Source organism: Cellulomonas jepli (assembly GCF_047229345.1).
Taxonomy (GTDB): domain Bacteria; phylum Actinomycetota; class Actinomycetes; order Actinomycetales; family Cellulomonadaceae; genus Cellulomonas_A.
The window spans coordinates 1-25,880 of record NZ_JBFTER010000005.1 but is presented as its reverse complement, the minus strand read 5'-3'; the positions used below and the strand labels follow the sequence as shown (position 1 = coordinate 25,880).

Here is a 25,880-nt window from a genome sequence, read left to right as displayed (position 1 = left end):
GGGTCAGTCTGCGGGGGTGCCCGGGTCGGCGCCCGCCGGCTCGCCCTGCGACGGCTCGCCCTGCGACTGGTCGCTCCGTGACGGCTCCGCACCCGACGGCTCGACCTTCGACGGCTCGACGGCGCCCGGCACGTCCGGCCCGGCGCCGCCGCCGGTGCCACGGCCGGCTCCTGTCGTGCCCGGCGCTGCCGCCGGCGCGGCGTCGAGCACGAGGCCGGCGACCTCGCCGATGACGATGACCGCGGGGGAGCGGACCCCGGCGGCGTCGGCGGCGTCCGCGATGCCGGCGAGCGTGCCCCGGGTGGTGCGCTGCTCCGGCGTGGTCCCGCGCTCGACGATCGCGACGGGGGTCGACGCGTCCTTGCCGTGCTCGACGAGGCGCGCGGCCTGGTCGCGCAGCTGGCCGACGCCCATGAGCAGCACGAGCGTGCCCTCGAGCGCAGCGAGCGAGCCCCAGTCCGGCTGCGCCTCGTGCGCCGAGACGATCGTCACCTGGCGCGAGAGCCCCCGGTGCGTGACCGGGATCCCCGCGGCGCCCGGGACCGCGATGGCGCTCGTGACGCCGGGCACGACCTCGACGGGGACGCCGGCGGCGACGCACGCGAGGACCTCCTCGCTGCCCCGCCCGAGCACGAACGGGTCGCCGCCCTTGAGCCGGACGACCCGCCGGCCCGCGAGCGCCCGCTCGACGAGGACGGCGTTGATCTGGTCCTGGGTCAGCGTGTGCCGGTGGGCCGTCTTGCCGGCCTCGATGACCTCGACGTCGGGGTCGAGCTCGTCGAGCAGCTCGCGCGGTGCGAGCCGGTCGACGACGACGACGTCGGCCTCCGCGAGCAGCCGGCGTCCCCGCGTCGTGATGAGGTCGCGCGCACCGGGCCCGCCGCCGACGAGCGCGACCGCACCCGGTCCCGGCCGCCGGCGGCGCACGGGCAGCGCGCCGGTGTCGAGCAGCAGCGCGACGGCGTCCTTGATCGCGGCCGCGCGCCGGGGGTCCCCGCCCGCGCCGACCGCGACGGTCACGTCACCGGCGCGGGCCACCGACGGGGTCCACGCGCGGGACGCCGCGGGGTCGCCGCCCTTCGAGCACCAGACGCGGGCGTCCTCGGCGTCGGACGCCACGCGGGCGTCCGTCTCGGGGTGCCCGGTCGCGGTGTAGGCGAGCCAGGCGCCGTCGAGGTCCCCCGGGGCGTAGCGGCGGGCCTCGTGCGTCACGGCTCCCCGGGCGGCGAGCGCCGCGAGCTCGTCGACGACCTCGGGTGCGACGACCCGCACGCGCGCGCCCGCCTCGACGAGCCCGGCGGCACGACGAGCGGCGACCGGCCCGCCCCCGACGACGAGGACGAGCCGGTCACGGACGTCGAGCAGGAGGGGGAGCCGCACAGGAGCGGACCCTGTCACTGGCCTGCCAGGCCGGTCAAACCTCGCGCGTGCAGCACGCGCCGCTCGAGCGGGGAGAACACCAGGAGCTCGATGGCGATGCCAACGGCGAAGATGAGGAAGATCGCCGCGATCACGAGCGACATGTCGCTCAGCGTGCGCCCGAGGTCGAGGACCTGGCCGAGCCCGGTGCCCAGGCGCGGGGCGTTCGTGATGAGCTCGGCCGCCATGAGCGAGCGCCAGGCGAACGCCCAGCCCTGCTTGAGCCCCCCGAGGAAGCCGGGGAGCGCCGCGGGCAGCAGCACGAACCGGATCCGGTCCCAGCCGCGGGCGCCGAGGACGCGCCCGACCCGCAGGAACAGCGGCGGCACCTGGTCCACCCCTGTGAGCAGGCCGTTGACGATCGACGGCACGGCGCCGAGCAGCACGACCGCGAAGATCGTGGTGTTGCTCAGCCCGAACCAGATGACCGCCGCCGGCACCCACGCGATCGACGGGAGCGACTGCAGGCCCGTGATCATGGGGCCGATCGCCCGGCGCAGCAGCGGGATCGTCGCCATCGCGACCCCGAGGACCACCCCGATGACGACGGACACGACGAACCCGACGCCACCGCGCTGCAGGCTCAGCGCACTGGCCTTGAGGGCGGTGCCGTCCTGGAGGATGCCGACGAACGTCGTGGCGACGTCCGCCGGGCCCGGGAGGGCGTACGCCGGCTTGACCCCGGCGAGGTAGACGAGCTGCCACAGGGCGACGAAGACCCCGAGCGCGAGCGTGGTCGGCCAGAACGCCGACCAGGCGGTGCTCCAGCGGCTGCGCCGCGGGGCGACGACGGCGGTCTCGAGCGCGTCGAGGCCCGCCTCGAGGGCACGGGCATCGACGCGGCCGGGGGACGCGGTGCGCGTCGTGTCAGCGGCCATGGCGGGAGATCTCCTGTCGCAGGTGGTCGGTGATCTCGACCGAGAGCTCGGCGACACCGGAGTCCTCGATCCGGCGCGGGTGCGGCAGGTCGACGGTCCACTCGCGGACGATGCGGCCGGGCCGCGACGAGAGCAGCACGACGCGCTGCCCCAGCCGGACCGCCTCGCGCACGTTGTGGGTCACGAAGACGACCGACAGCCCGGTCTCGCGCCAGATCCGGGTGAGCTCGTCGTGCATCACGTCGCGCGTGATCGCGTCGAGCGCCGCGAACGGCTCGTCCATGAGCAGGACGCGGCCCTCCTGCGCGAGGGCCCGGGCGAGCGCGACCCGCTGGCGCATGCCGCCCGAGAGCTCGTGCACGCGCTTGGCGTGCGAGCCCTCGAGGTGCACGAGCGCGAGCAGCCGGTCCGCCTCGGCCCGCCGGGCCTGGCGCCCGACGCCGCGCAGCCGCAGCGCGAGCTCGATGTTCTGGCCCGCGGTGAGCCAGGGGTAGAGCGCCGGCTCCTGGAACATCAGCGCGGGCCGGCCGTCGGGGACCTCGACCGTGCCGTCGCTCGGGGCATCGAGCCCGGCGACGAGCGACAGCAGCGTCGACTTGCCGCACCCGGAGGCCCCGAGCAGGCAGACGAACTCGCCGGGGGCGACGGTGAGGTCGATCCGGTCGAGCACGGGTGGGCGGCTGGCGTCGCCGAAGTGCTTGGTGACGCCGAGCAGACGGACGGCGGCGGACGCGGTGTGCGCCGCCGTGCCCGCCGTGGGCACGGCGGAGGCGGTGGTGGCCGCCGCGGCGGTCGAGACGCTCGTCATCGCTACTCCGTTCCGAGCCCGGCGGCCGAGACGGCAGTCTCGCCGCGCTCGGTGAGGACGGCGTTGAGGAGGGACAGGTCGTAGATGCCGTCGAGCTCGACCTCGTCGGAGACGCCCACCGACGCGGCGTGGTCCGCCGAGAGCTGGAGCGAGGACGCGACCGGGTCGTTCGTGATGCGCAGGTTCGGCCAGGCACGCGCGAGGACGTCCTCCCCGAGCTGCTTGCCCGTGAGCTCGCCGATCGCGGTGTTGGCGACCGTCGCCGCCTCCTCGGCGTTCGCCGCGATCCACTCGTTGGTGGTGACCTGCGCCTCGAGGAGCTTCTTGACGGTGCCGGGGTACTGCTCGAGGAACTCCGTGCGGACGATGAGGTGCGTCGTGACGTAGTCGCCCTCGGGCCACAGCTCCTTCTCGTCGAGCAGGACCTTCGCGCCGCCCTCGAGGACGAGGCGCGAGGCCCAGGGCTCGGGCAGCCACGCGCCGTCGAGCGAGCCCTGCTTGAACAGGTCGAGCGTCTGCGCGTTCTCCTGCGGGGTGATCTCGACGTCGTTCTGGCCGCCGGTCACGGACGTCTTGAGGCCTTCCTCGAGCAGCCAGGCTCGCAGCGCGACGTCCTGGGTGTTGCCGAGCTGGGGCGTCGCGAGCGCCGCGCCGCGCAGGTCCTCGACGTCGTCGATGCCCTCCCGGACGACGAGCTGGGCGCCGCCCGAGGTCGCGCCGCCGACGATGCGGATGGCCTCGCCGTCGGACTTCGCGAACGCGTTGATCGCCGGGTTGGGGCCGATGTAGGTCGCGTCGAGGCCACCGCTGAACAGCGCCTCGACCGCCGCCGGGCCCGCGTTGAAGATGTCGGTCCGCAGCTCGGTGTCGCCGAGCGCCTCGGCGAACGTGCCGTCCGCGACCCCGACGAGGGGCGTGGCGTGCGTGATGTTCGCGAAGTACCCGAGCCGGAGCTCGGGGGCCTCGGCGTCGCCGCCCGCGGTCACGGCGGAGTCGTCGGGCGTCTCGGCGCCGCCCGCGGAGGAGCACGCGGCGAGGACGGCGACGAGGGCGGCGGACGCGACGAGGGCGCGGGTCGTGCGATGGGTACGACGAGGACGACGGAGGGCGGTCATGACAGAGGTGTCCTTCGGGGGGAGGGGATGACGCGGGCGCTCAGCTCAGAGCGCGCGACATCGCTCCTCCGCGCCGGCGAGCCCGACGACGGACGAGGGGCCGACCATCCCGGCCGCGAGCGTCGTGCCGTCGGCGGGGTCGACGAGCAGGAACGCGCCCGTGCGGCGGTGCTCGGCGTAGTCGTCGAGCACGATCGGCTCGGCGAGGCGCAGCTGCACCGTGCCGATGTCGTTGAGCTCGAGGCGGTCGACGCCCGGCTCGACGGTGAGGGTGTCGATGTGCAGGCGCGAGTCGACGGTGCGCAGGATCGCCCGCACGGTGCGGGTCCCCGAGCGCACGAGCACGCGCGCGCCGGGCACGGACGGGGCGTCCGCGAGCCAGCACAGCGTGCCGGTCAGGTCGGCGCCGGTGACGGGGGCGTCCGCGGCCGGGGCGAGGACGTCGCCGCGGGAGATGTCGACGTCGTCGGCCAGGCGCAGCGTGACGGACTGCGGCGCGTGGGCGACGTCGAGCTCACCGTCGAACGTGTCGATCCCGACGACGCTCGTCCGCCTGCCCGAGGGCAGCACCACGACGTCGTCGCCGACCCGCACGACGCCCGACGCGATCCGGCCCGCGTAGCCGCGGTAGTCGGGGTGCTCGGGCGTCTGCGGCCGGATCACGTACTGCACCGGGAAGCGCAGCGGCTCGGTCGTCGGGTCGCGGTCGACCGGGACGGCCTCGAGGTGCTCGAGCAGCGTCGGCCCGGCGTACCAGGGCGTGCGCCCCGAGCGGTCCACGACGTTGTCGCCCGCGAGCGCCGAGAGCGGGATCGCCTGCACGTCGTGCACGCCGAGGCCCGCCGCGTAGAGCGTGAACTCGTCGGCGATCGCGGTGAACGTCGCCTCGTCGAAGCCGACGAGGTCCATCTTGTTGACCGCGAGCACGACGTGCGGGACGCCCAGCAGCGCCGCGATGGTCGCGTGCCGTCGGGTCTGCTCGAGCACGCCCTTGCGTGCGTCGACGAGCACGATCGCCAGCTCGGCGGTCGAGGCGCCCGTGACCATGTTGCGGGTGTACTGCACGTGGCCGGGGGTGTCCGCGAGCACGAACGCGCGCGTCGCGGTCGAGAAGTACCGGTAGGCGACGTCGATCGTGATGCCCTGCTCGCGCTCGGCGCGCAGGCCGTCGGTCAGCAGAGCGAGGTCCACGACCTCGCCGCCGCGGGCCTGGCTGGCGCGCTCGACGGCGGCGAGCTGGTCGGCGAGCACCGACTTCGTGTCGTAGAGCAGGCGCCCGATGAGCGTGCTCTTCCCGTCGTCGACGGAGCCGGCCGTGGCGAGCCGGAGCAGCTCGCGCTCGTGGTGCGTCGAGGCGCCGAGCCCGGTCGCGAGCCCCGCCGTGGGGTCGGCGCGCTCGTCGTGGTCCTGCTGCGTCATCGTCGTCCCCATCAGAAGTAGCCCTCGCGCTTGCGGTCCTCCATCGCGGCCTCCGACGCCCGGTCGTCGGCGCGCGTCGCGCCGCGCTCGGTGAGCCGGCTCACGGCGACCTCGGCGATCACGTCGGCGACGGTCACGGCGTCGGACTCGACCGCGCCGGTGCAGCTCATGTCGCCGACCGTGCGGTACCGGACCCGGCGCCGCTCGACGACCTCGTCGCCGCGCGGGCCGCCCCAGTCCCCGGGCGCCAGCCACATGCCGTCGCGCTGGAACACCTCGCGCTCGTGCGCGTAGTAGATCTCCGGCAGGGGGATGCCCTCGCGCTCGATGTAGCGCCACACGTCGAGCTCGGTCCAGTTCGAGAGCGGGAACACGCGCACGTGCTCGCCCTTCGCGTGCCGGCCGTTGTACAGGTCCCACAGCTCGGGGCGCTGGCGGCGCGGGTCCCACTGGCCGAACTCGTCGCGCAGGCTGAACACGCGCTCCTTGGCGCGGGCCTTCTCCTCGTCGCGGCGCCCGCCGCCGAACACGGCGTCGAAGCCGTGTGCGGTGATGCCGTCGAGCAGCGGGACCGTCTGGAGCGCGTTGCGCGAGCCGTCGGGGCGCTCCCGGACGGCACCCGAGTCGATCGCGTCCTGCACGCTCGCGACCACGAGGCGCAGCCGGTGCTCGGCCACCACGGCGTCGCGGTAGGCGATCACCTCGGGGAAGTTGTGCCCGGTGTCGACGTGCATGACGGCGAACGGCACCGCGGCGGGCCAGAAGGCCTTGCGCGCGAGGTGCAGCATGACGATCGAGTCCTTGCCGCCGCTGAACAGCAGCACCGGGCGCTCGAACTCCCCGGCGACCTCGCGGAAGATGTGGATCGCCTCGGACTCGAGCGCCTCGAGCTGGGTCAGGGGGCGCGCGAGGGCGGAACCGGCCGGGGCCGGCGCTGTCGTGGTCACGTCCGTGCTCATGTGTGCAGCCCGCATTCCGTCTTGTCCTTCCCCGACCAGCGCCCGGCGCGGGGGTCCTCACCCGGGGCGACCGCCCGCGTGCAGGGCGCGCACCCGATCGACGCGTAGCCGAGCTGGCGCAGGGGGTTCAGCAGGACCTGGTGCTCGGTCGCGTACGCGTCGACCTGGTCCTGCGTCCACGCGGCGAGCGGGTTGAGCTTGACCTTGTCCCGCTTGGCGTCCCAGCCGACGACCGTGATGTCGGTGCGGGTCGGGGCGTCCTCGCGGCGCATCCCGGTGACCCAGGCGCCGTACGGCGCGAGCCCGCGCTCGAGCGGCTCGACCTTGCGCAGCGCGCAGCACAGGTTCGGGTCGCGGTCGTGCAGCCGCGGCCCGTGCTCGGCGTCCTGCTCCGCGACGGTGCGCAGCGGCAGGATCGTGCGCAGCCGGATGTCCGTGGTCTCGGCGAAGGCGTCGCGCGTCCCGATGGTCTCCGCGAAGTGGTACCCGGTGTCGAGGAAGATCACCTCGACGCCCGGCACCGCGCGGCTCGCGAGGTGCACGAGCACCTCGTCGCCCATCGACGACGCGACCACGAGGTCGCCGCCGAACGTCTCGCCCGCCCAGGCCAGGATCTCGAACGGGTGGGCGCCCTCGAGCTCGGCACCGGCGCGCTCCGCGAGCGTGCGCAGTGCGTCCTTGTCGTGCACGACCGTGCTCATGACCCCACCACCAGTCCCAGGAACTTCACGCTGAACACCCGGGTGCACCCCCGGCACTCCCACTCGCCGCCGCGCGGCCCCGCCGGCCGCAGGTCCTCGCCCGCGCAGAACGGGCAGTAGTACGGCGTCACGTGCCCGGAGTCGGTCTCGCTCATCGGAGGTCCGCCTCGTCCGCGCGCAGCGCCCACTCGGCGAAGGACTCGCCCTCGAGGCGCGCGTGGTCGAAGCGGGTCGCGACGCGCTCGACGTAGTCGGGCAGGTCCTCCGCGGCGATCCGCAGCCCGCGCAGCGTCCGGCCCAGGTGGCTGTCGACGCCGAGGCTCCCGCCCAGGTGGACCTGGTAGCCCTCCTCGCCGCCCGCGAGCGCGCCCTTGAGGCCGATGTCGGCGACCTGGATGCGGGCGCACGAGTTGGGGCAGCCGTTGAGGTTGATCGTCAGCGGGTGCTCGAACGTCGGCAGCCGGCGCTCGAGCTCGTCGACGAGCGCCGCGCCGCGCGCCTTGGTCTCGACGATCGCGAGCTTGCAGAACTCGATCCCGGTGCACGCCATGGTGCCGCGGCGGAACGTCGACGCGCTGCGCACCTGGAGACCGAGCGCCTCGAGGCCGTCGACGAGCGCGTCGACCCGCTCGGCCGCGACGTCGAGCACGACCAGCTTCTGCTCGACGGTCAGCCGGACCCGCCCGCTGCCGGCCCGCTCGACGAGGTCGGCGACCTCCGTCAGCAGCGGTCCGCTGATCCGCCCGACGCTCGGGGCGGCGCCGACGTAGAACAGGCCGTCGACCTGCGGGTGCACACCGACGTGGTCGCGGCGCCCGAGCGGGGGAGCGGCGGGCTCGGGCCCGTCGGCGAGCCGCCGGCCGAGGTACTCCTGCTCGAGGACGTCGCGGAAGACCTCCGGCCCCCAGTCCGCCATGAGGAACTTCAGGCGGGCGCGGTTGCGCAGGCGGCGGTAGCCGTAGTCGCGGAAGATGCCGACGACGCCGGCCCACACGTCGGGGACGTCCTCGAGCGGGACGAACGCCCCGAGGCGCTTGGCGAGCATCGGGTTCGCCGCGAGCGCCCCGCCGACCCACAGGTCGAAGCCGGGGCCGAGCTCGGGGTGCACGACCCCCACGAACGACACGTCGTTGATCTCGTGCACGACGTCGTGGTGCGGCGAGCCGCTGATCGCGGTCTTGAACTTGCGCGGCAGGTTCGAGTACGCCGGGTCGCCGATGTACTGGCCCTGGATGATGTCGATCGCCGGCGTGCCGTCGATGATCTCGTCGGCCGCGACGCCCGCGACGGGGGAGCCGAGGATGACGCGCGGCACGTCGCCGCACGCCTCCTGGGTCGTGAGCCCGACGGCCTCGAGGCGGCGCCAGATCTCCGGGACGTCCTCGATGCGGACCCAGTGCAGCTGGATGTTCTGCCGGTCGGTGATGTCGGCGGTGCCGCGCCCGAACTCGGTGGACAGCTCACCGATCGTGCGCAGCTGGGCCAGCGAGAGCCGCCCCCCGTCGCAGCGGACGCGGAGCATGAAGTACTCGTCGTCGAGCTCGTGCGGCTCGAGCGTGGCGGTCTTGCCGCCGTCGATGCCGGGCTTGCGCTGGGTGTACAGGCCCCACCAGCGCATGCGCCCGCGCAGGTCCTGGCCGGGGATCGAGGCGAAGCCCTCGCGCGAGTAGACCTCCTCGATGCGCCGGCGGACGTTCAGGCCGTCGTCGTCCTGCTTGAACTGCTCGTTCGCGTTGAGCGGCTCACGCTGGTCGAAGGCCCACTGGCCCTCGTTCTTGGTCGCCGGCGGGGCGATCCGAGTCTGCGCCATCGGGCGCTACCTCCGGGGATCGTGGGCGCGCGGGCCACGTCCTGCCGCCGTTGAGGCCGGGGTGCCGGGACGGGACGAGCGCCCGGCACAGAAAAGGACGGGTCGACTCAGGCGATCCGCGGACAGCAGCAGAAGGTGCGCGCGTCCGCAGCGTCGCCACAGGGGCGACAGCACGGACACATCGGCGACTTCAGCACCTGACGAGGATGACCGACGTAACCCGATCAGGGGAGGGCGTGACCAGCAGGTGAGACGTGATGGCCGCGATGCGGGACGACCGGTGTCGTCATGCGGACCAGGACGGCCGTCCGGGACGCCCGCCTGTGCCCTCACCAGCGGCTCCGCCGTGCGCGGCGACCCGCCGCGGCCCGCCGTACGCTGGAAGCGATGAGCACCCCGGCGCACGACACCGCACCCTCGGCCGACCCGGCACCCGCTGCACCGGCGGGCGCCGGCGTGACGCGGCTCACCTCCCGCAGGCCCTCCGTCCCGACCGAGCGGCTCCTCGCCGAGCTCGTCCCGCCGCGCCACTTCGCCGACGAGTCCTTCGACACCTACCGGCCCGACCCCGCGCACGCGAGCCAGGCACGGGTGCTCGCCCGCCTGCGGGAGGTCGCGGGGGAGATCGGCGCGCGCACCGACCGCCCCTGGTGGAGGCCCGGGCGGCGCACCGCCCCGCCCGCGGTGTACCTCGACGGCGGCTTCGGCGTCGGCAAGACCCACCTGCTCGCCTCGCTCGCGAAGGAGCACGGCGAGCACGCCGCGTTCGGCACCTTCGTCGAGTACACCAACCTCGTCGGCGCCCTCGGCTTTGGGCCGACCGTCGAGGCGCTCGGTCAGCGCCGGCTCGTCTGCATCGACGAGTTCGAGCTCGACGACCCGGGCGACACCGTCCTGATGTCCCGGCTCCTGCGCGAGCTCGCCGACCGCGGCGTCGCGCTCGCGGCCACCTCCAACACGCTGCCCGGGTCGCTCGGCGAGGGCCGGTTCGCCGCCGAGGACTTCCTGCGCGAGATCCAGGCCCTCGCCGACCGCTTCGAGGTCCTGCGGGTCGACGGCGAGGACTACCGGCACCGCGCCGTCGTGACCGACACCGAGCCGCTCGACGACACCGCGGTCCGGGCCGCAGCGTCACGCGTCCCCGGCGCGAGCCTCGACGCGTTCGACGCGCTGCTCGAGCACCTCGCGACCGTGCACCCGAGCCGGTACGGCGCGCTCCTCGACGGCGTGACGCTCGCCGGGTTCACCGGCGTGCGGCCGGTGCCGGGCCAGGACGTCGCGCTGCGGCTCGTCGTGCTCGTCGACCGGCTCTACGACCGCGACGTGCCCGTGCTGCTCGGCGGCGGCCATGCCGGCGAGCTGTTCTCCGCGGAGATGCTGGCCGGCGGCTACCGCAAGAAGTACTACCGGGCGCTGTCACGGCTCGGGGCGCTCGCGGAGGTCGGCCGGACGACCGCCGCGGTCTAGGGCCGCAGCATTCGGCTCGGCTGCCCGTGCACGGCTGGGGCAGCATGGGGTCGTGACCGTCACCGAGGCCGTCGCGGGCGTGCGCGGACAGGTCCTGCTCGGCGACGACCTGCTGACGTTGCGCTGCCTGCAGGACGTCGACGCCGGGGCGATGGTCGACGGGGACGACCCGGACCAGGTCCGCTGGCTCAACGACGGTCACCCGTCCGACCTCGCGCGCACCCGGGAGTGGATCGGGCGGAACCAGCACGAGTGGCGCGAGGGTGGGCCGCGGCGGAACCTCGGGATCGTGGACCGCGCGACGGCCGCCCTCGCGGGCATGGTCGAGGCGCACCTGGCGCTGCCGGACCTGGCTCCCGGCACGGTCAACGTCGCCTACGGCGTGTTCCCGGCGTTCCGGGGGCGCGGGTACGCGGCGCGCGCCGTCCGGCTCGTGTGCACGTGGCTCGGCGCGGCGACGGACGCGCGGACCGTGGTGCTCCGGATCGACGCGGACAATGCGCCGTCGCTGGGGGTCGCGCAGGACGACGCCCTCGTGCGCGCCGGGCTCGTGCGGGTCGGGCCGGGGTCGGACGGCCTCGTCCACCACGCGCTGCCCCTGCGGCGCGTCGCCCGGGTCGTGCTCGTCTGCGGGCCGGCGGGCTCGGGCAAGAGCACGCTCGCCGGGCGGCTCGAGCGCGACGGGTTCGTGCGGCTGTCGTTCGACGAGGAGGCGTGGCGCCGCGGGCACCGGGACCACCCGCTGCCCGGGCCGGTCGCAGCGGAGGTGCACGGGGTCCTGCGCGCGCGGCTCGTCGCCCACGTCCGGGCCGGGCGGGACGTCGTCGTCGACACCTCGTTCTGGTCGCGCGCGTCGCGGGCGTCGTACCGCGCGCTCGTCGCACCGCTCGGCGTCGTGCCCGTCACCTACCACCTGACGACGCCGCGTGCGGAGGTCCTGCGCCGGCTCGCGGGGCGCACGGGCTCGGGGCCGCACGACGTCGCGGTGCCTGCACGGCTGGCCCGCGCCTACCTGGACGGGTTCGAGGCCCCCACGCCCGACGAGGGCCCGCTCCTGCTCGTCGACGCGGGCTGAGCGGGAGCCGCGCGGGCGCCGTCGGGTGTGGCAGCACGCGTCCGACGGGGGCCGCCGCGAGAGCCGCGAGGCGACCGACGGGTCCGTCCCCGGGGCGGCCCCGACTGGCCGTCGACTCAGTCGACCGGCTCCGCCGGGGAGCTCGTGAGCACCGCGACGGCGCGCGCGGGCAGCACGAGCCGCGTCGTGGGGTCCTCGTCGTCCGGCGGGAGCAGCGTCGCGGGCGACCACGACGCCTCGACGGTGAACGGCCCACCCGCGCCGAGCGGGACGGTGCGCTCGGTGTGCGCGAGGTTCACCGCGACCCGGGCGCCCCCGCGGTGCACGACGAGCCAGCCCTCCCACGGTCCGGCGGGCTCGTCCGACGCGTCGTGCCCGGCCCCGGCGGCCGGGGCGTCGTCCCCCTCGAACCGGACCGACGTCGCGGTGAGGTCGCCGGACGCCAGGTCGGGGTCGCTGCGCCGGAGCGCCACGAGCTCGCGGTACCAGTCGAGGAGCTCGGCGTGCGGCTCGCTTGCCGGCTCGGACCAGTCGAGCCGGCTGCGCTCGACGGTCTCGGGGGCCTGCGGGTCGGGCACCTCGACGTCGCCGCCGTACAGCGCCGTCCAGCCGTGCCCGCCGAACTCACGGCGCCGGCCCTCGCGGACGGCCTGCGCGAGGTCCGGCTCGGGGTGGTCCGTGAAGTACATCCAGGGCGTGCGGGCGCCCCACTCCTCGCCCATGAACAGCATCGGGGTGAACGGCGAGAGCAGCACGAGCGCCGCCTCGGCCGCGAGAGCGCCCGGGTCGAGGCGCTCCGACGGCCGGTCGCCGAGCGCGCGGTTGCCGACCTGGTCGTGGTCGGAGGCGAAGACGACGAAGCGGTGCCCGTCCGTGCCGGGCGGCACCGGACGGCCCCACTCGCGGCCCCGGAACGTCGAGAACGTCCCGGCGTGCACGAACACCTCGGTGAGCGCGGTGCGGAACACCTCGGGGGTCCCGAAGTCGACGTAGTACCCGTGCCGCTCGCCGGTCACGAGCGCGTGCACGGCGTGGTGGACGTCGTCGGCCCACTGCGCCGTCATGCCCCAGCCGCCCTGGCTCGTCGGCGTCAGGGACACGGTGTCGTTGAGGTCGGTCTCGGCGATCAGCGACAGCGGCCTGCCCAGGCGCTCCTGGAGCTGAGCGACCTCGTCGGACAGCTGCCCCAGCAGGTGCGTCGGGGAGTCGTCGATGAGCGCGTGCACGGCGTCGAGCCGCAGCGCGTCGACGTGGAAGTCGGCGAACCAGCGCAGCGCGCTGTCGCAGATCCACCGGCGGACCTCGTGCGAGCCGCGGCCGTCGAGGTTGATCGCCGCGCCCCACGGGGTGTGGTGCGCGTCGGTGAAGTACGGCCCGAACACGCTGAGGTAGTTGCCCGACGGCCCGAGGTGGTTGTGCACGACGTCGAGGCACACCGCGAGCCCGAGCGCGTGGGCCTCGTCGACGAAGTCCTGCAGCGCGGCCGGCCCGCCGTAGGGCTCGTGCACGCTGTACAGGCCCACGCCGTCGTAGCCCCAGCCGTGCTCGCCGTTGAACGCGGCGAGCGGCATGAGCTCGACGACGTCGACGCCCAACGAGACGAGGTGCTCGAGCCGCTGCGCGGCGGCCGCGAGGGTGCCCTCGGGCGTGAACGTGCCGACGTGCAGCTCGTAGACCACGGCGCCGCGCACGTCGACGCCGGACCAGCCGGTGTCGCGCCACGCGTGCGCGGAGGCGTCGAACACGCGGCTCGGGCCGTGCACGCCCACGGGCTGCCACGCGCTGCGCGGGTCGGGGGCGGGCTCGCCCCGGTCCACCGCGAACGCGTAGTCGGTGCCGGGGGCGAGGTCGCCGTCGGCGGCCCACCACCCGTCGTCCGCGCGGGTCATGGACCGGCGCTCCTCGCCCAGCACGAGCTCGACGGCCCGCGCCTTCGGTGCCCACACACGTGCCTGCACGGCTATCCCTCCGATCGGACCAGGAGCGCCACGGGGAAGCGGTCGAGCAGCGGGGCGACCTCCTGGACGCCGCCCGCGACCTCGTGCCCGGTGAGCACGTCGTGCCACGTGCCGTCGGGCAGCGCGACGGTGTGGTCCGCCCAGCCGCCGAGCCGCTCGAGCCCGACGCCGAGGCGCGTGGCCAGCGTCACGACCCGCGGGACGCCGTCGACGGTGCGGGTGAACGACACCAGGTGGCCCGAGGAGTGCGCGAGCGCCCGGTAGCCGGCCTCCGGCCCCGTGAACGCCTCGGGCAGGTCGCGGCGCACGCGCAGGGCGCGCGACGTCACGAGCAGCTTCTCGTCGGCCAGGTCGCGGGGCCCGGCGCCCTCGTCGAGCCGCGCGAGCCGCGCCTCGAGCGCCACGGCGTCCACGGGGCGGCGGTTGTCCGGGTCGACGAGCGCCACCGACGGCACCTCGGTGCCCTGGTAGACGTCGGGGATCCCGGGGAGCGTGAGCTGCACGAGCTTCGTGCCGAGCGTCGCCGCCCGGACCGCGCCGCGCGTGCGGTGCTCCCAGTGCGCCAGCAGGTCGACGCACGTGTCGTCGGTCAGCACGCGCCGTGCCATGTCGAGCACCGCCGCCTCGTACGCCGCGTCGGGCTCGGTCCACGTCGTGCGGCTCTTGGCCTCGCGGATCGCCTTGGTCAGGTACTCGGTCAGCCGGTCCGCCGAGAGCGGGCCGTCCGGGGTCCACGTCCCGGCGAGGGTCTGCCACAGCAGGTTCTCGGTGCGGCCGTCGAGCAGCGCGCTGCGGTACGGCGCCGACGCGGCGCGCAGCCGGTCGACGAGCGCCGACCACTCGACGGGCAGCTCGCTGAGCACGCCGAGGCGGTTGCGCGTGTCCTCGCTGCGCTTGGTGTCGTGCGTCGAGAGCGTCGTCATCCCGAGCGGGGTGTGCGTCTGCGCGCGGGCCGCCCACGTCGCGAGCTCGGTCGGGGTGAGCGCGAAGCGGTCCGGCTCGCCGCCGACCTCGGTCAGCCCGGTCAGGTGCGTCCACCGGTAGAACGCGGTGTCCTCGACGCCCTTGGCCATGACCGCGCCGCAGGTCTGCTGGAAGCGGACGACGAGCTCGTCGCGTCGCGGGGTCCGTGTCCGGCCCGCGCTGCCGGCCTCCCGCCCCAGGAGCAGGTCGACGAGGACGTCCATCGTCGCGGCGCGCTCGGGGGCCAGGCGGGCGCGCGCCGACGCGGCGGCGGCCTCCATCGCCTCGAGCGAATCGGGGTGCACCGCCTCGCCCGGGACGACGTACGCGCGGTACCGGTCGAAGGCGACGAGCAGCTCGACGAGGCAGTCCTGCAGCGCGCGCCACGTGTGGTCGCGCAGGCGCAGGTCCTCGCGGCAGATCGCCGCCGCGAGCTCGGTGAGCCGGAACACCTCGGCGTACAGCGCGCCGTCGACGACCTCGCGCTTGGCCTCGTCGACGATCGCGGGCAGCGAGTCCGACGTGTCGTTCGTCAGGCGGTGCATGGTCGCGCCGAGCACGGCCGCGCCGCCCGGGTCGACGAACGTCTGCTGGATACGCCACAGCGCCTCGTACCCCGTCGTGCCCGCGGTGTCCCAGTCGTTCGGGACCTCCTCCTCGCCCTGGAGGATCTTCTCGACGACGACCCACGCCCCGTCGGTGCGCTCGCGCAGCCGGGCCAGGTAGCCCGCGGGGTCGGCCAGGCCGTCCGGGTGGTCGATCCGCAGCCCGTCGAGCGTGCCGTCGGCCACGAGCTCGAGGATGAGCCGGTGGGTCGCGTCGAAGACCTCGGGGTCCTCGACGCGGATCGCCGCGAGCGTCCCCACGTCGAAGAACCGCCGGTAGTTGAGCTCCTCGTCCGCGACGCGCCAGTACGCGAGCCGGTAGTGCTGGCGCTCGAGCAGCTCTGCGAGCGGCAGGGCCTCGGTGCCGGCGCGCACCGGGAAGACGTGGTCGAAGTAGCGCAGGACCGTCGTCGTGCCCTCGGTGCCGGGCACCTCGACCTCGTCGAGCGCGAGCTCGTCGCGCGCGAGGACCGCCCCGATCCGGTCGCCGAGCACCGGCATGAGCACCGCGCCGTCGCCCGAGGCCCAGTCGACGTCGAACCACGCCGCGAACGGCGACTCGGGCCCGTCGACGAGCACCGACCACAGCGCGCGGTTGTGCCACACCGGCGTCGGGACGGCCATGTGGTTGGGCACGATGTCGAGCACGAGCCCGAGCCCGGCGCCGTGCGCGGTGTCCGCGAGCCGGCGCAGCGCCGGCAGGCCGCCGAGCACGGGGGAGACCTCGTCGTGGTCGACGACGTCGTACCCGTGCGTCGAGCCCGGCGCCGCGCGCAGGATCGGCGACAGGTACACGTGCGTGACCCCGAGCGCCGCCAGGTAGGGCACCCGCTGCGCGACGTCGTCGAGCGTGAGGTCCTCGCCGAGCTGGACCCGGTACGTCGAGACCGGGACCGGGTGACCCTCGCCGACGAGCCGGCGCGCCGGGGTCCCGGGGCGTGACGACTCGCTCACGCGCCCGCCCCGGGTGCCGCCGCGGGCGTCCCGGCGACCGTGCGCGCGTGCGCCGTCGGGGGCCGGGTCAGCATGACGAGCGAGCGCTGCTCGGTCTCGAGCGTCGCGCCCGCCTTGAACGTGTCGCCCTGCTGCACGGTCGTGTCCGTGTCGAGCACCGCCGTCCACTCCTCGCCGTACTCGAGCGGGGGCAGCGTGAACGTCGTCCTCGTGGGCTGGGCGTTGTACAGCACGAGGAAGCTGTCGTCGACGATCGGCTCCCCGCGCAGGTCCGGCTCCTCGATGCCCTCCCCGTTGAGGAAGACCATGACGGAGCGCGCCTGCTCGGCGTGCCAGGCGTCGTCGCGCATGTGCGTGCCGTCGGGCGCGAACCAGGCGATGTCGTGCAGGTCCGACTCGCCGCCGTGCTCCGCGGAGCCCTCGAAGAACCGGCGCCGGCGCAGCACCGGGTGGTCCCGGCGCAGGTGCACGACCTGGCGCGTGAACTCGAGCAGCGCCTCACGGGACTCGTCGAGCTCCCAGTCGACCCACGACAGCTCGTTGTCCTGGCAGTAGACGTTGTTGTTGCCCTGCTGCGTGCGCCCGAGCTCGTCGCCGTGCGCGAGCATGGGCACGCCCTGGGAGAACAGCAGCGTCGCGAGGACGTTGCGCTGCTGGCGACCCCGGAGCTTGAGGACCTCCGGGTCGTCCGTCGGACCCTCGACCCCGCAGTTCCACGAGCGGTTGTGGCTCTCGCCGTCGTTGTTGTCCTCGCCGTTCGCCGCGTTGTGCTTCTCGTTGTAGGAGACGAGGTCGGCGAGCGTGAAGCCGTCGTGCGCGATCACGAAGTTGACCGACGCGATCGGGCGGCGGCCCGTGTGCTCGTACAGGTCCGACGAGCCCGACAGCCGGCTCGCGAACTCCGCGAGCGTCGACGGCTCGCCGCGCCAGAAGTCGCGCACCGTGTCGCGGTACTTGCCGTTCCACTCCGACCACAGCGGGGGGAACCCGCCGACCTGGTACCCGCCGTCGCCCAGGTCCCACGGCTCGGCGATGAGCTTGACCTGGGAGATGACCGGGTCCTGCTGGACGATGTCGAAGAACGCCGAGAGGCGGTCGACCTCGTGGAACTGGCGGGCCAGGGTCGCCGCGAGGTCGAACCGGAACCCGTCCACGTGCATCTCGGTGACCCAGTAGCGCAGCGAGTCCATGATGAGCTGCAGCACGTGCGGCGAGCGCATGAGCAGCGAGTTCCCGGTGCCCGTGGTGTCGAAGTAGTGCGCCGGGTCCTCGTCGACGAGCCGGTAGTAGCTCGCGTTGTCGATGCCGCGGAACGACAGCGTCGGGCCCAGGTGGTTCCCCTCGGCGGTGTGGTTGTAGACCACGTCGAGGATGACCTCGATGTTCGCGGCGTGCAGCGCCTTGACCATCGACTTGAACTCCTGGACCTGCTGGCCCTCGCCGCCGTACGCCGCGAAGCCGTTGTGCGGCGCGAAGAAGCCGATCGTGTTGTAGCCCCAGTAGTTCGACAGGCCCTTCTCCACGAGCACCGGGTCGTTGACGAACTGGTGCACGGGCATGAGCTCGATCGCGGTGACCCCGAGGCTCGTGAGGTGCTCGACGATCGCCGGGTGCGCGAGGCCCGCGTACGTCCCGCGGAGCTCCTCCGGGACGCCCGGGTGCTGCATCGTCAGCCCGCGCACGTGCGCCTCGTAGATGATCGAGTCGTGGTACTCGTGCTGCGGCGGGTGGTCGTGGCCCCAGTCGAAGAACGGGTTCACGACGACCGACGTCATGGTGTGCCCGGCGGAGTCGTCGTCGTTGCGGCTGTCCGGGTCGCCGAACTGGTAGGAGAACAGCGACGGGTCGCCGTCGATCTGCCCGTCGATGGCCTTGGCGTACGGGTCGAGCAGCAGCTTGTTGGGGTTGCAGCGGTGGCCCTGCGCCGGGTCGTAGGGCCCGTGCACGCGGAAGCCGTACCGCTGACCGGGCTGCAGCGCGGGGATGTAGCCGTGCCAGACGAACGCGTCGACCTCGGGCAGGTCGACGCGGGTCTCGGTCCCGTCGGGGTCGAACAGGCACAGCTCCACGCGCTCCGCGACACCGGAGAACAGGGCGAAGTTGGTGCCGGTGCCGTCGAACGTGGCACCGAGGGGATAGGGACGACCGGGCCAGATGCGCATCTGCCCAGAGTGCCAGGGAGCGTGCGGGGTCCGCCTCCCGGGACGACCTGGTCGCCTGCTCAGGTGACGAGCGTCACGCCGGGGCGCCCGGCGCGGCGGCCACGACCAGGGACTGCGTCAGCCGGTGCGTCGCGCCCGGGTCCAGGGTCACCGCCGCCTCGCCGACGTTCGCGGCCTCGACGCACACCATGCCGAGCCACTCGTCGTCCCCGAGGTCGGCCAGGGCGCGGGCCTTGCCGACCCACGGGTTCCACACGACGGTCGAGCGCGACCCGTCCTTGGCGACGGTCACGGTCCGGCCGAGACCGGCGTCCACCACGCGGACCGTCGCCGTGCTCGCGTACACCCGGTCGGCCTCCGCGGTGAAGCGCACCGGCTCGTCGCCCTGGCGCGCGTCCGCCGGCCCTCCGTCGGCCGGCGCCTTGTCGACGTACGACGCGCCCTCGAGGCCCTCGACGGCCACGCCGCGCACGTCACCGACGGCGAGGTACGTGTGCAGCGCGTCCGTCAGCGTCACGAGCACGTCGTCGTGGTTCGTGACCGCGAGCTCGAGCTGCAGAGTCCGGCCCACGGTGACCCGGTAGGCGGCAGCGAACCGGTGCGGCCACGCCGACGCGCGCGTGGCGTCCGAGTCCGCGAGCGCCAGCTCGAGCGTCACGGCGCCCGACGCGTCCTCCGCCGCCCCCCGCAGCTCCCAGGCCGTCGTGCGCGCCCAGCCGTGCGCCGGTGCGTCCGTGACCTCGGGGTGCGGGCCGAACCACGGGAAGCAGATCGGCACCCCACCACGGATGGGGGAGCCCGCCTCGAAGCGGCTCGCCGCGCTCGTCCACAGCACCGGCGCGTGGCCGCTCGGCTGCCACGCCGTCACGTGCGCGCCGTGCAGGTACACCTCGGCCGTCGCGTGCGGCGTCTCGACCAGCACGCACGCGAGGCCGCCGCGGCCGTCGGCGAGCCGGACCGACGCGGGCAGGGCGGGAAGGGCAGGCATGGCGCTCCTCAGCGGGCCGGGCGAGGGCGACCGGCGCTCGCGGGCGCCGGTGCACCGACGTCGACGCGAGCCGCGCCGGGTCGTGCGGCCACCCTACCGAGGGCCGTCGGACCGCCCCTACCGAGGGCCGTCGCACCGCCGGGCGTCGCCGGGCGGCTCGGGCTCGCCGGAGCGCTCGGGGCTCCCGGGGCCCGGCGTGGACGCGAGGTGAGCCGCGAGAGGGCGTACGGGACGGATCGCGGCGACGAGGGCGAGGACGTCCGCGGAGCGCGGGTCGCCCGTCAGCGGGCTGCCGTCGAGGTCGCTCATCGTCCGGCCCGCGCGGCGTCGGCGTCGGCCCGGGCGGTGCGTGTGCGTCGGTCCACGGTGGTGCTCCGCTCTGCTGGTCCTCGTCCTGGGAGGAGCCGCGCCGGCCTGCCCTGATGCGTCCGGGTCCTCGGCGTGCGCGGGGCTGCGGCCGGGGCCACGCTGGACGGACCAGCCGTCGTGGGGGGCGGTGGACGGCGCTCACCACGAGGTAGGTTCGATGGCTACCCAGCGGGAGGGGCGTCCGCGGTTCTTCACCGCGTACTCGTTCGGGATCGTCACAGGTGCGCTGTTCGTTCTGTCCTGGGCCGGTCAGCCCGTGTTCCAGCTGATCGAGGCGCGCAACGACGCGGCGGAGCACGGGTCGACGTTCGCCTGGGAGCAGTTCTGGCCCCAGTTCCTGTCCTCGACGTTCGAGAACTGGCAGTCGGAGTTCCTCCAGCTCGTCTGGCAGGCCGCCGGGCTCGCGCTGTTCTACTTCTGGGACTCCTCGCAGTCCAAGGAGGGCGACGAGCGGCTCGAGGCGAAGATCGACCGGCTGCTCGTCGACCGCGGGATCGACCCCGCCGAGCTCGAGTACCGCGAGGAGCAGCACGCCGCCGACTCGTCGGTCTGACGCCCTCCGGTGGCGGTCTCACCAGCACGCTCGTACGGTCGAGGGACACGACCGGAGGAGGTTCGTCATGGGACTCGACGACAAGATCGGGAACGCGGCGGAAGAGCTGCAGGGCAAGGGCAAGGAGGCGGCGGGTCGCGCGAGCGGTGACCGTGACCTCGAGGCCGAGGGCCGCACGGACCAGACGAAGGCCGACGTGAAGCAGGCCGGCGAGAAGATCAAGGACGTCTTCAAGAACTGACGCCGCCCGCACGACACCCGGGCCGGTCGCTCCCCACGGAGCGGCCGGCCCGTCGTCGTGCACGGGCACGGGGCGCGGAGCACGGGAGAGCAGGTCAGGTACTGATGCACGGGCGCCCCGGACGGCGTCCGGGGCCGGGATCCTCGGGTCAGCCCGTCAGGTGGTGCGAGCGCGCCGCCGCGTACGACGGCTCGCGCAGCCGCGCCGCCCAGGGCGCGAGAGCCAGGCCCGGCAGCGGGTGCAGGACCGCGTCGAAGCGCAGCACCGAGTCCACGGTCGCCTGCGCGGGTCCGCCGACCACGAGCTCGCCGAACTCGTGCCAGCGTCCCGTCGGCGTCGCGTGGCCGAGCCGCAGGCGCCAGGGATCGCCGGCCAGCTCGCGCGCGAGCGCGTCCGGGTGGGAGGGCAGCACGCGGGGCCCGGGAGCGGCGACGAGCAGGACGGGGCCGGACGGCGTCCGGTACGGCAGGAGACTGCCGTACGCCCCGCCCGAGGGGGCACGGTGGGGCGTCAGCAGGAAGCGGCTGACGCGCCCGAGCCCCGTGGTCGACAGGAGCAGGTCCGAGGGGCCGTCCACGCCGTCGAGCCGCAGCGCGAGGCCCTGCACGTCGGGGAGGGGTGCCGGCACACCGCCCGACCGGGACAGGCGGGCGATGCCGCGGTCGGTCCCCGGCTCGTCGAGCCACTGGGCCCCGGTCGGTCGCGACGAGCCGTGCCGGACGACGGTCGCCCGGAGAGTCGCACCGTCCGGGTGCAGCGGGCGTGCGCCGCGCAGCGCCGTGACGGCCCGGGTGAGCGTGCCCAGCGCCGTGCCCGCCAGCGACGTGCCGACGGGCGCGCGCGGCACGGGGGCGGGGTGGGTGTCGTGGTCGGCGTGGGGGAGGCGGCGCATCCCCCGATCGTCGCCCGCGTGGGGGTCGGACGCACGTCCGGCTCCCGCCCCGGCGCTGCCCGGGTGGGGGAGGTCGTCGCGACGCCGGGGACGGCCGGCGGGCCCGGTGAGCAGGCGTTCCGATTGCCGGGGCCGCCGTTCGGGCGCAGGCTCGGTGTCCAGGAGACGTCCGCGTCTCCGGGACCCGGTCGAGCCGTGCCCGGTGGGAACCGGGCCCGCGCCCGGTCCACGCCCGACCGTCCCGCCCGACCCGGACCGCGACCGACCGGTCACGGAACCCGCACCCCGGCGACATGCTCGCGTCGCCGGTGACAGGAGGCCCCATGAGCGTCCACGCCGCGATCACCGTGCGCCGACCCCTCGACGAGGTGTACGCGTACTGGTCCGACTTCACGAACCTCCCGCGCTTCATGGCGCACGTCGAGCAGGTCACCGTCGCGCCCGACGGCACGTCGCACTGGCGCGTCTCGGGCCCCGTCGGCACGCACGTCGAGTGGGACGCGCGCGTGGTCGAGGCGGACCCGCCGCGCGTGCTGCGCTGGGAGTCGGTCGGCAGCGCCGACGTCGAGAACTCCGGCAGCGTGCGCTTCACCGAGGCGCCCGGCGACCAGGGCACCGAGGTACGCGTCGAGATCGACTACCAGGCACCCGGCGGCAAGGTCGGCGAGCTCGTCGCCCGGCTCTTCGGGGAACAGCCGCGCCAGCAGGTCGAGGACGACCTGCGCCGCTTCAAGCAGGTCCTCGAGACGGGCGACATCATGCGGTCCGAGGGCAGCCCCGGCGGGACGCGGGCGGGCAACCAGGTGCGGCAGCGCACCGCGGAGCCCGTCGAGCAGACCCCCGAGGGCGCGGTCGGCGCAGGCTGACCGGGCGGCCGCTCCGGAGGCTGCGGCGGCCACGGGCCGCCCGTCACCCGGCGGCGACGCGCGACCCGGCGACGACGAGCACGGCCGGCACGACGAGCACGACGAGCACCGCGACCAGCAGGCACGAGGAGCACCCCGCGGGCGGCGCAGCCGCCCGCCCCGAGGGGGACGGACCGGGACGCGAGAGCCCGCGGACACACCGCGTGGACCGCAGCCGACGACGAGAGGGACGAGATGCGCGCGAACAGGTGGATGGGCAAGGGAGTCGTCGAGGTCGGGGAGGTCCCCGACCCGCAGATCCTCAGCCCGCGGGACGCGATCGTGAAGGTCACGTCGACCGCGATCTGCGGGTCCGACCTGCACATGTACGGCGGGTTCATCCCGACGATGGAGAAGGGCGACGTCGTCGGGCACGAGTTCATGGGCGAGGTCGTCGAGGTCGGCAGCGCCGTCGGGAACCTGCGCGTCGGGGACCGCGTCGTCGTGCCGTTCCCGATCTCGTGCGGGGCCTGCACGCAGTGCGTGCGGCGCAACTACTCCCTGTGCGAGAACTCCAACCCGAACGCCGGCATGGCGGAGAAGGTCATGGGCTACTCGCCCGCGGGGATCTTCGGGTACTCCCACATGCTCGGCGGGTTCGCCGGGGGGCAGGCCGAGTACGTGCGCGTGCCGTTCGCGGACGTCGGCCCGCTCAAGATCGAGCACGACCTGACCGACGAGCAGGTGCTCTTCCTCTCCGACATCTTCCCGACCGCCTACATGGGCGCCGAGATGTGCGACATCAGCCCCGGCGACGTCGTCGCGGTCTGGGGCGCCGGGCCCATCGGCCAGCTCGCCGCCGCGAGCGCCTACCTGCTCGGCGCCGGCAAGGTCGTCATCATCGACCGCTTCGACTACCGGCTGCGGATCGCGCAGGAGAAGGCCGGGGCCATCCCGGTCAACTACGAGGAGCAGGACGTCAAGGAGGCGCTCCTCGACATCACCGCGGGCCGCGGCCCCGACGCCGTGATCGACGCGGTCGGCATGGAGGCGCACCACCACGTCGGCGCGATCAACGCCTACGACAAGGTCATGCAGGCCGTGAAGCTCGAGCCGGACCGCGCCGGGGCACTGCGCGACGCGGTGCTCAACGTGCGCAACGGCGGCGTCGTGTCGGTCGTCGGGGTGTACGGCGGGTTCGTCGACAAGTTCCCGATGGGCGCCGTCGTCAACCGCTCGCTGACCCTGCGCTCGGGCCAGTGCCACACGCACCGGTACATGCAGCCGCTGCTCGACCGGATCGTCGCCGGCGAGATCGACCCGAGCTTCGTGATCAGCCACCGCATGACGCTCGACGAGGCCCCCCGGGGCTTCGAGATGTTCCGCGAGAAGGAGGACGGGTGCAACAAGATCGTGATGACGCCGTGAGCGCCGCAGCCGGGGACGGCGACGCCACGACGGACAGCACGACGCACGGGGCCCGCGAGACGCACACCCGGTCCGGTCCGCTCAGCGGCGGCATGGCCGTCGTGGAGCGGCGGGTCGGCTGCGCCGCGGAGGTCGTCGTCCAGGTCCTGGAGGACGGCTGGCTGTACGCCGGCTGGGTCGTGGGCGCGTCGCGCATCCGCGAGGTCGACGCGCACTGGCCCGAGCCGGGCGCGGCGATCCACCACTCGGCGGGGGTGTGGCCGTTCGTGATCAACGACAAGACCGTCTCCCGCCGCTGGGACCCCCGCGGACGCCTCGAGCTGCAGGCCCACGGCTGGCCGCTCGGGGAGGCGCGCGTGGTCATCGACGTCCGGCCCGACGGGCCCGCGTCGTGCCGTGTCGTGCTCGCCGAGGACGCCGTCAAGGGCCCGGGCACGCTCGTCCCGCGCGCGCTGCGCAAGGCCGCGATCGTCCCGCGCAACAAGGAGGCGCTGCACCGCCTCGCCCTGATCGCCGAGGGCCGGGCGCGCGGCGACGGCGTCCCGCCGGACGGGCCGGCCGGGGCGCCGTCGGCCGGCTCGCCGGGTGCTTCCGCAGGTGAGAGGCCCGGAGCCGGCTGACGCCACCGGATGCGGGGCAGCAGGGGGCGGTGCACGCTTGTCCGGTATGACCCCGTGACCGCGGCCAGGCAGGCGCCGCGGACCTTCCCCCGCGAGCCCACCGGCTCAGACGAGGTGCCCCGCACATGATCCTCCCCACCCCCCGTGGACCGCTGAGCTCCGCCCTCGTCCCGCTGCTGCGCGGACCCGTCCCCGGCGACGACGACCCCGCGCCGGCGCTCCCCGTCGCGGACGCGCTCGCGGCGTCGACCGACCTGCTCGAGGACGACGACGTCCAGCTCGCGCTGTTCTGCCTGTACGAGCTGCACTACCGCGGCTTCGAGGACGTCGACGACCGCTGGGAGTGGGAGCCGGGCCTCCTGCGCGCCCGCCGGCGCCTCGAGGACGCGTTCGAGACCGAGCTGCGCGAGCGCGTCAAGGTGCCCGACGCGCACGGCCTCGACCAGGCGGGCGTCGCCGAGACGCTGTTCACGATGGCGGCCGCGGAGACCGGCCCCGGCCTCGCCCGGTACGTCGGCAAGAAGGCCTCCGAGGGCCAGCTCCGTGAGCTGCTCGTGCAGCGCTCGCTCTACCAGCTCAAGGAGGCCGACCCGCACACGTGGGCCGTCCCTCGGCTGTCCGGAGGCCCCAAGGCGGCGCTCGTCGAGATCCAGGCCGACGAGTACGGCGGCGGTGACCCCGAGCGCATGCACGCCGCCCTGTTCGCGCAGACGATGCGCGGGCTCGGGCTCGACGACGCCTACGGCCGGTACGTCGAGGAGCTCCCCGCGATCACGCTCGCGTCGCTCAACGCGATGTCGCTGTTCGGGCTGCACCGGCGCCTTCGCGGCGCCGTCGCCGGGCACCTCGCGGCGTTCGAGATGACGTCGTCGCTGCCCAACCGCTTCTACGGCAACGGCTTCCGCCGCCACGGCCACGGGCCGGAGACGACGCTGTACTTCGACGAGCACGTCGAGGCGGACGCCGTGCACGAGCAGATCGCGGGACGCGACCTGGCCGGCGGGCTGGCGCGCGACGAGCCGGAGCTCACCGCGGACATCCTGTTCGGCGCCGCGGTCTGCCTCGCGCTCGACGACGCCGTCGCCGAGCACATCATGACGGCCTGGCAGGCGGGCCGCTCGTCCCTGCGCGCCGCATGAGGGCCGCGCCGTGGGACCTCACCGCCTGGCCCTGACCTACGTCCTCCCGCTGCGCTGGGCCGACGACGGCGACCTCGACGAGCTGACCGCGTACCTGCGCGGGCTCACCGGGCTCGTGCAGGAGGTCGTCGTCGTCGACGGCTCGCCGCCCCCGCTCCTCGCCGCGCACGCGCGGGCCTGGCACGGGCTCGTGCGCCACGAGCGCCCCGACCCGTGGCCGGGCTGCAACGGCAAGGTCGCGGGCGTCATGACGGGCGTCCGGCTCGCGCGTCACGAGCACGTGGTGCTCGCCGACGACGACGTGCGCTCGGTGTCCGCCGCTCGACGCTCCTGGCCACCGGCGGCTACGACGGCGACGTGCTGTTCGAGAACCTCGAGCTCCTGCGCACCGTGCGCGCCGCGGGCGGCCGGGAGGCGGTCGCCCGCGACGTGCTCGTGGCGCGGCGGCCGCCGACCGCGCGGCACTTCGCGGGTCAGCGCGTGCGGCAGGCGTACGACAGCCTCGGGCAGCC

General features: G+C 74.6%; 23 protein-coding genes. 8 read left to right on the top strand and 15 right to left on the bottom strand.

Features of this window, described 5'->3' with window-relative positions; genetic code table 11:
- Nucleotides 1-3: 3 nt before the first annotated feature.
- The 9 genes from cobA to AB6N24_RS02070 are packed head-to-tail and all read right to left on the bottom strand — an operon-like array spanning nt 4 to nt 9,109.
- The gene (cobA, locus tag AB6N24_RS02110) at nt 4-1,380 is read right to left on the bottom strand and encodes a uroporphyrinogen-III C-methyltransferase (RefSeq protein WP_412867782.1); all 1,377 of its coding nucleotides are present in this window, start codon (nt 1,378-1,380) and stop codon (nt 4-6) included.
- A gap of 14 nt (nt 1,381-1,394) precedes the next feature.
- Nucleotides 1,395-2,297 (bottom strand): ABC transporter permease, encoded by a 903-nt coding sequence (locus AB6N24_RS02105; RefSeq protein WP_412867781.1) that lies wholly within the window; start codon nt 2,295-2,297, stop codon nt 1,395-1,397.
- On the bottom strand, nt 2,287-3,105 hold the full coding sequence (locus AB6N24_RS02100; RefSeq protein ID WP_412867780.1) for an ABC transporter ATP-binding protein: 819 nt from the start codon (nt 3,103-3,105) through the stop codon (nt 2,287-2,289). The genes AB6N24_RS02105 and AB6N24_RS02100 overlap by 11 nt, the downstream gene beginning before the upstream one ends.
- 2 nt (nt 3,106-3,107) lie before the next feature.
- Nucleotides 3,108-4,220: an ABC transporter substrate-binding protein gene (locus tag AB6N24_RS02095; protein ID WP_412867779.1), complete on the bottom strand. Its 1,113-nt coding sequence runs from the start codon at nt 4,218-4,220 to the stop codon at nt 3,108-3,110.
- Nucleotides 4,221-4,265: 45 nt separating this feature from the next.
- The gene (locus tag AB6N24_RS02090; protein WP_412867778.1) at nt 4,266-5,639 is read right to left on the bottom strand and encodes a sulfate adenylyltransferase subunit 1; all 1,374 of its coding nucleotides are present in this window, start codon (nt 5,637-5,639) and stop codon (nt 4,266-4,268) included.
- 11 nt (nt 5,640-5,650) lie between these two features.
- Nucleotides 5,651-6,598 (bottom strand): sulfate adenylyltransferase subunit CysD, encoded by a 948-nt coding sequence (gene cysD, locus AB6N24_RS02085; RefSeq protein WP_412867777.1) that lies wholly within the window; start codon nt 6,596-6,598, stop codon nt 5,651-5,653.
- Entirely contained in the window at nt 6,595-7,299 is a 705-nt protein-coding gene (locus tag AB6N24_RS02080; protein WP_412867776.1) for a phosphoadenylyl-sulfate reductase, read from the bottom strand. The genes cysD and AB6N24_RS02080 overlap by 4 nt, the downstream gene beginning before the upstream one ends.
- Nucleotides 7,296-7,454, bottom strand: coding sequence for an eL43 family ribosomal protein (locus tag AB6N24_RS02075; protein ID WP_412867775.1), 159 nt, complete (start codon nt 7,452-7,454; stop codon nt 7,296-7,298). The genes AB6N24_RS02080 and AB6N24_RS02075 overlap by 4 nt, the downstream gene beginning before the upstream one ends.
- A complete protein-coding gene (locus AB6N24_RS02070; protein WP_412867774.1) occupies nt 7,451-9,109 on the bottom strand; it encodes a nitrite/sulfite reductase in 1,659 nt (552 codons plus the stop codon). Before AB6N24_RS02070 ends, AB6N24_RS02075 begins: the two co-directional genes overlap by 4 nt.
- 387 nt (nt 9,110-9,496) lie before the next feature.
- Here AB6N24_RS02070 and zapE point away from each other — a divergent pair, with 387 nt between their 5' ends.
- Nucleotides 9,497-10,576 carry a cell division protein ZapE gene (gene zapE, locus AB6N24_RS02065; RefSeq protein WP_412867773.1) on the top strand — a complete coding sequence of 360 codons (1,080 nt, stop codon included), beginning with the start codon at nt 9,497-9,499 and terminating at the stop codon, nt 10,574-10,576.
- A 52-nt stretch (nt 10,577-10,628) separates the two neighbouring features.
- On the top strand, nt 10,629-11,651 hold the full coding sequence (locus tag AB6N24_RS02060) for a GNAT family N-acetyltransferase (protein ID WP_412867772.1): 1,023 nt from the start codon (nt 10,629-10,631) through the stop codon (nt 11,649-11,651).
- Between the two features lie 116 nt (nt 11,652-11,767).
- Here the strand turns inward: AB6N24_RS02060 and treZ are convergent, their stop codons facing one another.
- The 5 genes from treZ to AB6N24_RS02035 form a co-directional block, all read right to left on the bottom strand.
- Nucleotides 11,768-13,609: a malto-oligosyltrehalose trehalohydrolase gene (gene treZ / locus AB6N24_RS02055; RefSeq protein WP_412867771.1), complete on the bottom strand. Its 1,842-nt coding sequence runs from the start codon at nt 13,607-13,609 to the stop codon at nt 11,768-11,770.
- A gap of 2 nt (nt 13,610-13,611) precedes the next feature.
- Nucleotides 13,612-16,131: a malto-oligosyltrehalose synthase gene (gene treY, locus AB6N24_RS02050; RefSeq protein ID WP_412867770.1), complete on the bottom strand. Its 2,520-nt coding sequence runs from the start codon at nt 16,129-16,131 to the stop codon at nt 13,612-13,614.
- Nucleotides 16,128-18,293 carry a glycogen debranching protein GlgX gene (gene glgX / locus AB6N24_RS02045; protein WP_412867769.1) on the bottom strand — a complete coding sequence of 722 codons (2,166 nt, stop codon included), beginning with the start codon at nt 18,291-18,293 and terminating at the stop codon, nt 16,128-16,130. The genes treY and glgX overlap by 4 nt, the downstream gene beginning before the upstream one ends.
- Nucleotides 18,294-18,366: 73 nt before the next feature.
- Complete coding sequence (locus AB6N24_RS02040; protein WP_412867768.1) at nt 18,367-19,281, bottom strand: D-hexose-6-phosphate mutarotase; 915 nt, start codon at nt 19,279-19,281, stop codon at nt 18,367-18,369.
- Between the two features lie 117 nt (nt 19,282-19,398).
- On the bottom strand, nt 19,399-19,590 hold the full coding sequence (locus AB6N24_RS02035; RefSeq protein WP_412867767.1) for a hypothetical protein: 192 nt from the start codon (nt 19,588-19,590) through the stop codon (nt 19,399-19,401).
- 217 nt (nt 19,591-19,807) lie between these two features.
- Between AB6N24_RS02035 and AB6N24_RS02030 the strand changes: the two genes are divergently transcribed.
- A complete protein-coding gene (locus AB6N24_RS02030) occupies nt 19,808-20,203 on the top strand; it encodes a DUF6766 family protein (RefSeq protein ID WP_412867766.1) in 396 nt (131 codons plus the stop codon).
- Between the two features lie 67 nt (nt 20,204-20,270).
- On the top strand, nt 20,271-20,444 hold the full coding sequence (locus AB6N24_RS02025) for a CsbD family protein (protein WP_412867765.1): 174 nt from the start codon (nt 20,271-20,273) through the stop codon (nt 20,442-20,444).
- Nucleotides 20,445-20,592: 148 nt separating this feature from the next.
- On the opposite strand, the gene AB6N24_RS02020 is transcribed toward AB6N24_RS02025, so the two are convergent.
- Nucleotides 20,593-21,336 carry a hypothetical protein gene (locus AB6N24_RS02020; protein ID WP_412867764.1) on the bottom strand — a complete coding sequence of 248 codons (744 nt, stop codon included), beginning with the start codon at nt 21,334-21,336 and terminating at the stop codon, nt 20,593-20,595.
- 323 nt (nt 21,337-21,659) lie between these two features.
- On the opposite strand from AB6N24_RS02020, the gene AB6N24_RS02015 reads away from it, so the two are divergent.
- The 4 genes from AB6N24_RS02015 (at nt 21,660) to AB6N24_RS02000 (ending at nt 25,368) form a co-directional block, all read left to right on the top strand.
- Nucleotides 21,660-22,202: an SRPBCC family protein gene (locus tag AB6N24_RS02015; RefSeq protein WP_412867763.1), complete on the top strand. Its 543-nt coding sequence runs from the start codon at nt 21,660-21,662 to the stop codon at nt 22,200-22,202.
- A gap of 234 nt (nt 22,203-22,436) precedes the next feature.
- A complete protein-coding gene (locus AB6N24_RS02010) occupies nt 22,437-23,609 on the top strand; it encodes a zinc-dependent alcohol dehydrogenase (RefSeq protein ID WP_412867762.1) in 1,173 nt (390 codons plus the stop codon).
- Nucleotides 23,606-24,229 (top strand): SRPBCC family protein, encoded by a 624-nt coding sequence (locus tag AB6N24_RS02005; RefSeq protein ID WP_412867761.1) that lies wholly within the window; start codon nt 23,606-23,608, stop codon nt 24,227-24,229. Before AB6N24_RS02010 ends, AB6N24_RS02005 begins: the two co-directional genes overlap by 4 nt.
- A gap of 125 nt (nt 24,230-24,354) precedes the next feature.
- Entirely contained in the window at nt 24,355-25,368 is a 1,014-nt protein-coding gene (locus AB6N24_RS02000; RefSeq protein WP_412867760.1) for an iron-containing redox enzyme family protein, read from the top strand.
- The last annotated feature ends 512 nt before the right edge of the window (nt 25,369-25,880 follow it).

What these genes read in the sequence shown, in the direction of transcription:
- AB6N24_RS02105 (WP_412867781.1), bottom strand. Translation starts at nt 2,297, where the DNA reads ATGGCCGCTGACACGACGCGCACCGCGTCCCCCGGCCGCGTCGATGCC.
- AB6N24_RS02100 (WP_412867780.1), bottom strand. Translation starts at nt 3,105, where the DNA reads ATGACGAGCGTCTCGACCGCCGCGGCGGCCACCACCGCCTCCGCCGTG.
- AB6N24_RS02095 (WP_412867779.1), bottom strand. Translation starts at nt 4,220, where the DNA reads ATGACCGCCCTCCGTCGTCCTCGTCGTACCCATCGCACGACCCGCGCC.
- AB6N24_RS02090 (WP_412867778.1), bottom strand. Translation starts at nt 5,639, where the DNA reads ATGACGCAGCAGGACCACGACGAGCGCGCCGACCCCACGGCGGGGCTC.
- cysD (WP_412867777.1), bottom strand. Translation starts at nt 6,598, where the DNA reads ATGAGCACGGACGTGACCACGACAGCGCCGGCCCCGGCCGGTTCCGCC.
- AB6N24_RS02080 (WP_412867776.1), bottom strand. Translation starts at nt 7,299, where the DNA reads ATGAGCACGGTCGTGCACGACAAGGACGCACTGCGCACGCTCGCGGAG.
- AB6N24_RS02075 (WP_412867775.1), bottom strand. Translation starts at nt 7,454, where the DNA reads ATGAGCGAGACCGACTCCGGGCACGTGACGCCGTACTACTGCCCGTTC.
- AB6N24_RS02070 (WP_412867774.1), bottom strand. Translation starts at nt 9,109, where the DNA reads ATGGCGCAGACTCGGATCGCCCCGCCGGCGACCAAGAACGAGGGCCAG.
- zapE (WP_412867773.1), top strand. Translation starts at nt 9,497, where the DNA reads ATGAGCACCCCGGCGCACGACACCGCACCCTCGGCCGACCCGGCACCC.
- glgX (WP_412867769.1), bottom strand. Translation starts at nt 18,293, where the DNA reads ATGCGCATCTGGCCCGGTCGTCCCTATCCCCTCGGTGCCACGTTCGAC.
- AB6N24_RS02040 (WP_412867768.1), bottom strand. Translation starts at nt 19,281, where the DNA reads ATGCCTGCCCTTCCCGCCCTGCCCGCGTCGGTCCGGCTCGCCGACGGC.
- AB6N24_RS02035 (WP_412867767.1), bottom strand. Translation starts at nt 19,590, where the DNA reads ATGAGCGACCTCGACGGCAGCCCGCTGACGGGCGACCCGCGCTCCGCG.
- AB6N24_RS02030 (WP_412867766.1), top strand. Translation starts at nt 19,808, where the DNA reads ATGGCTACCCAGCGGGAGGGGCGTCCGCGGTTCTTCACCGCGTACTCG.
- AB6N24_RS02025 (WP_412867765.1), top strand. Translation starts at nt 20,271, where the DNA reads ATGGGACTCGACGACAAGATCGGGAACGCGGCGGAAGAGCTGCAGGGC.
- AB6N24_RS02020 (WP_412867764.1), bottom strand. Translation starts at nt 21,336, where the DNA reads ATGCGCCGCCTCCCCCACGCCGACCACGACACCCACCCCGCCCCCGTG.
- AB6N24_RS02015 (WP_412867763.1), top strand. Translation starts at nt 21,660, where the DNA reads ATGAGCGTCCACGCCGCGATCACCGTGCGCCGACCCCTCGACGAGGTG.
- AB6N24_RS02010 (WP_412867762.1), top strand. Translation starts at nt 22,437, where the DNA reads ATGCGCGCGAACAGGTGGATGGGCAAGGGAGTCGTCGAGGTCGGGGAG.
- AB6N24_RS02000 (WP_412867760.1), top strand. Translation starts at nt 24,355, where the DNA reads ATGATCCTCCCCACCCCCCGTGGACCGCTGAGCTCCGCCCTCGTCCCG.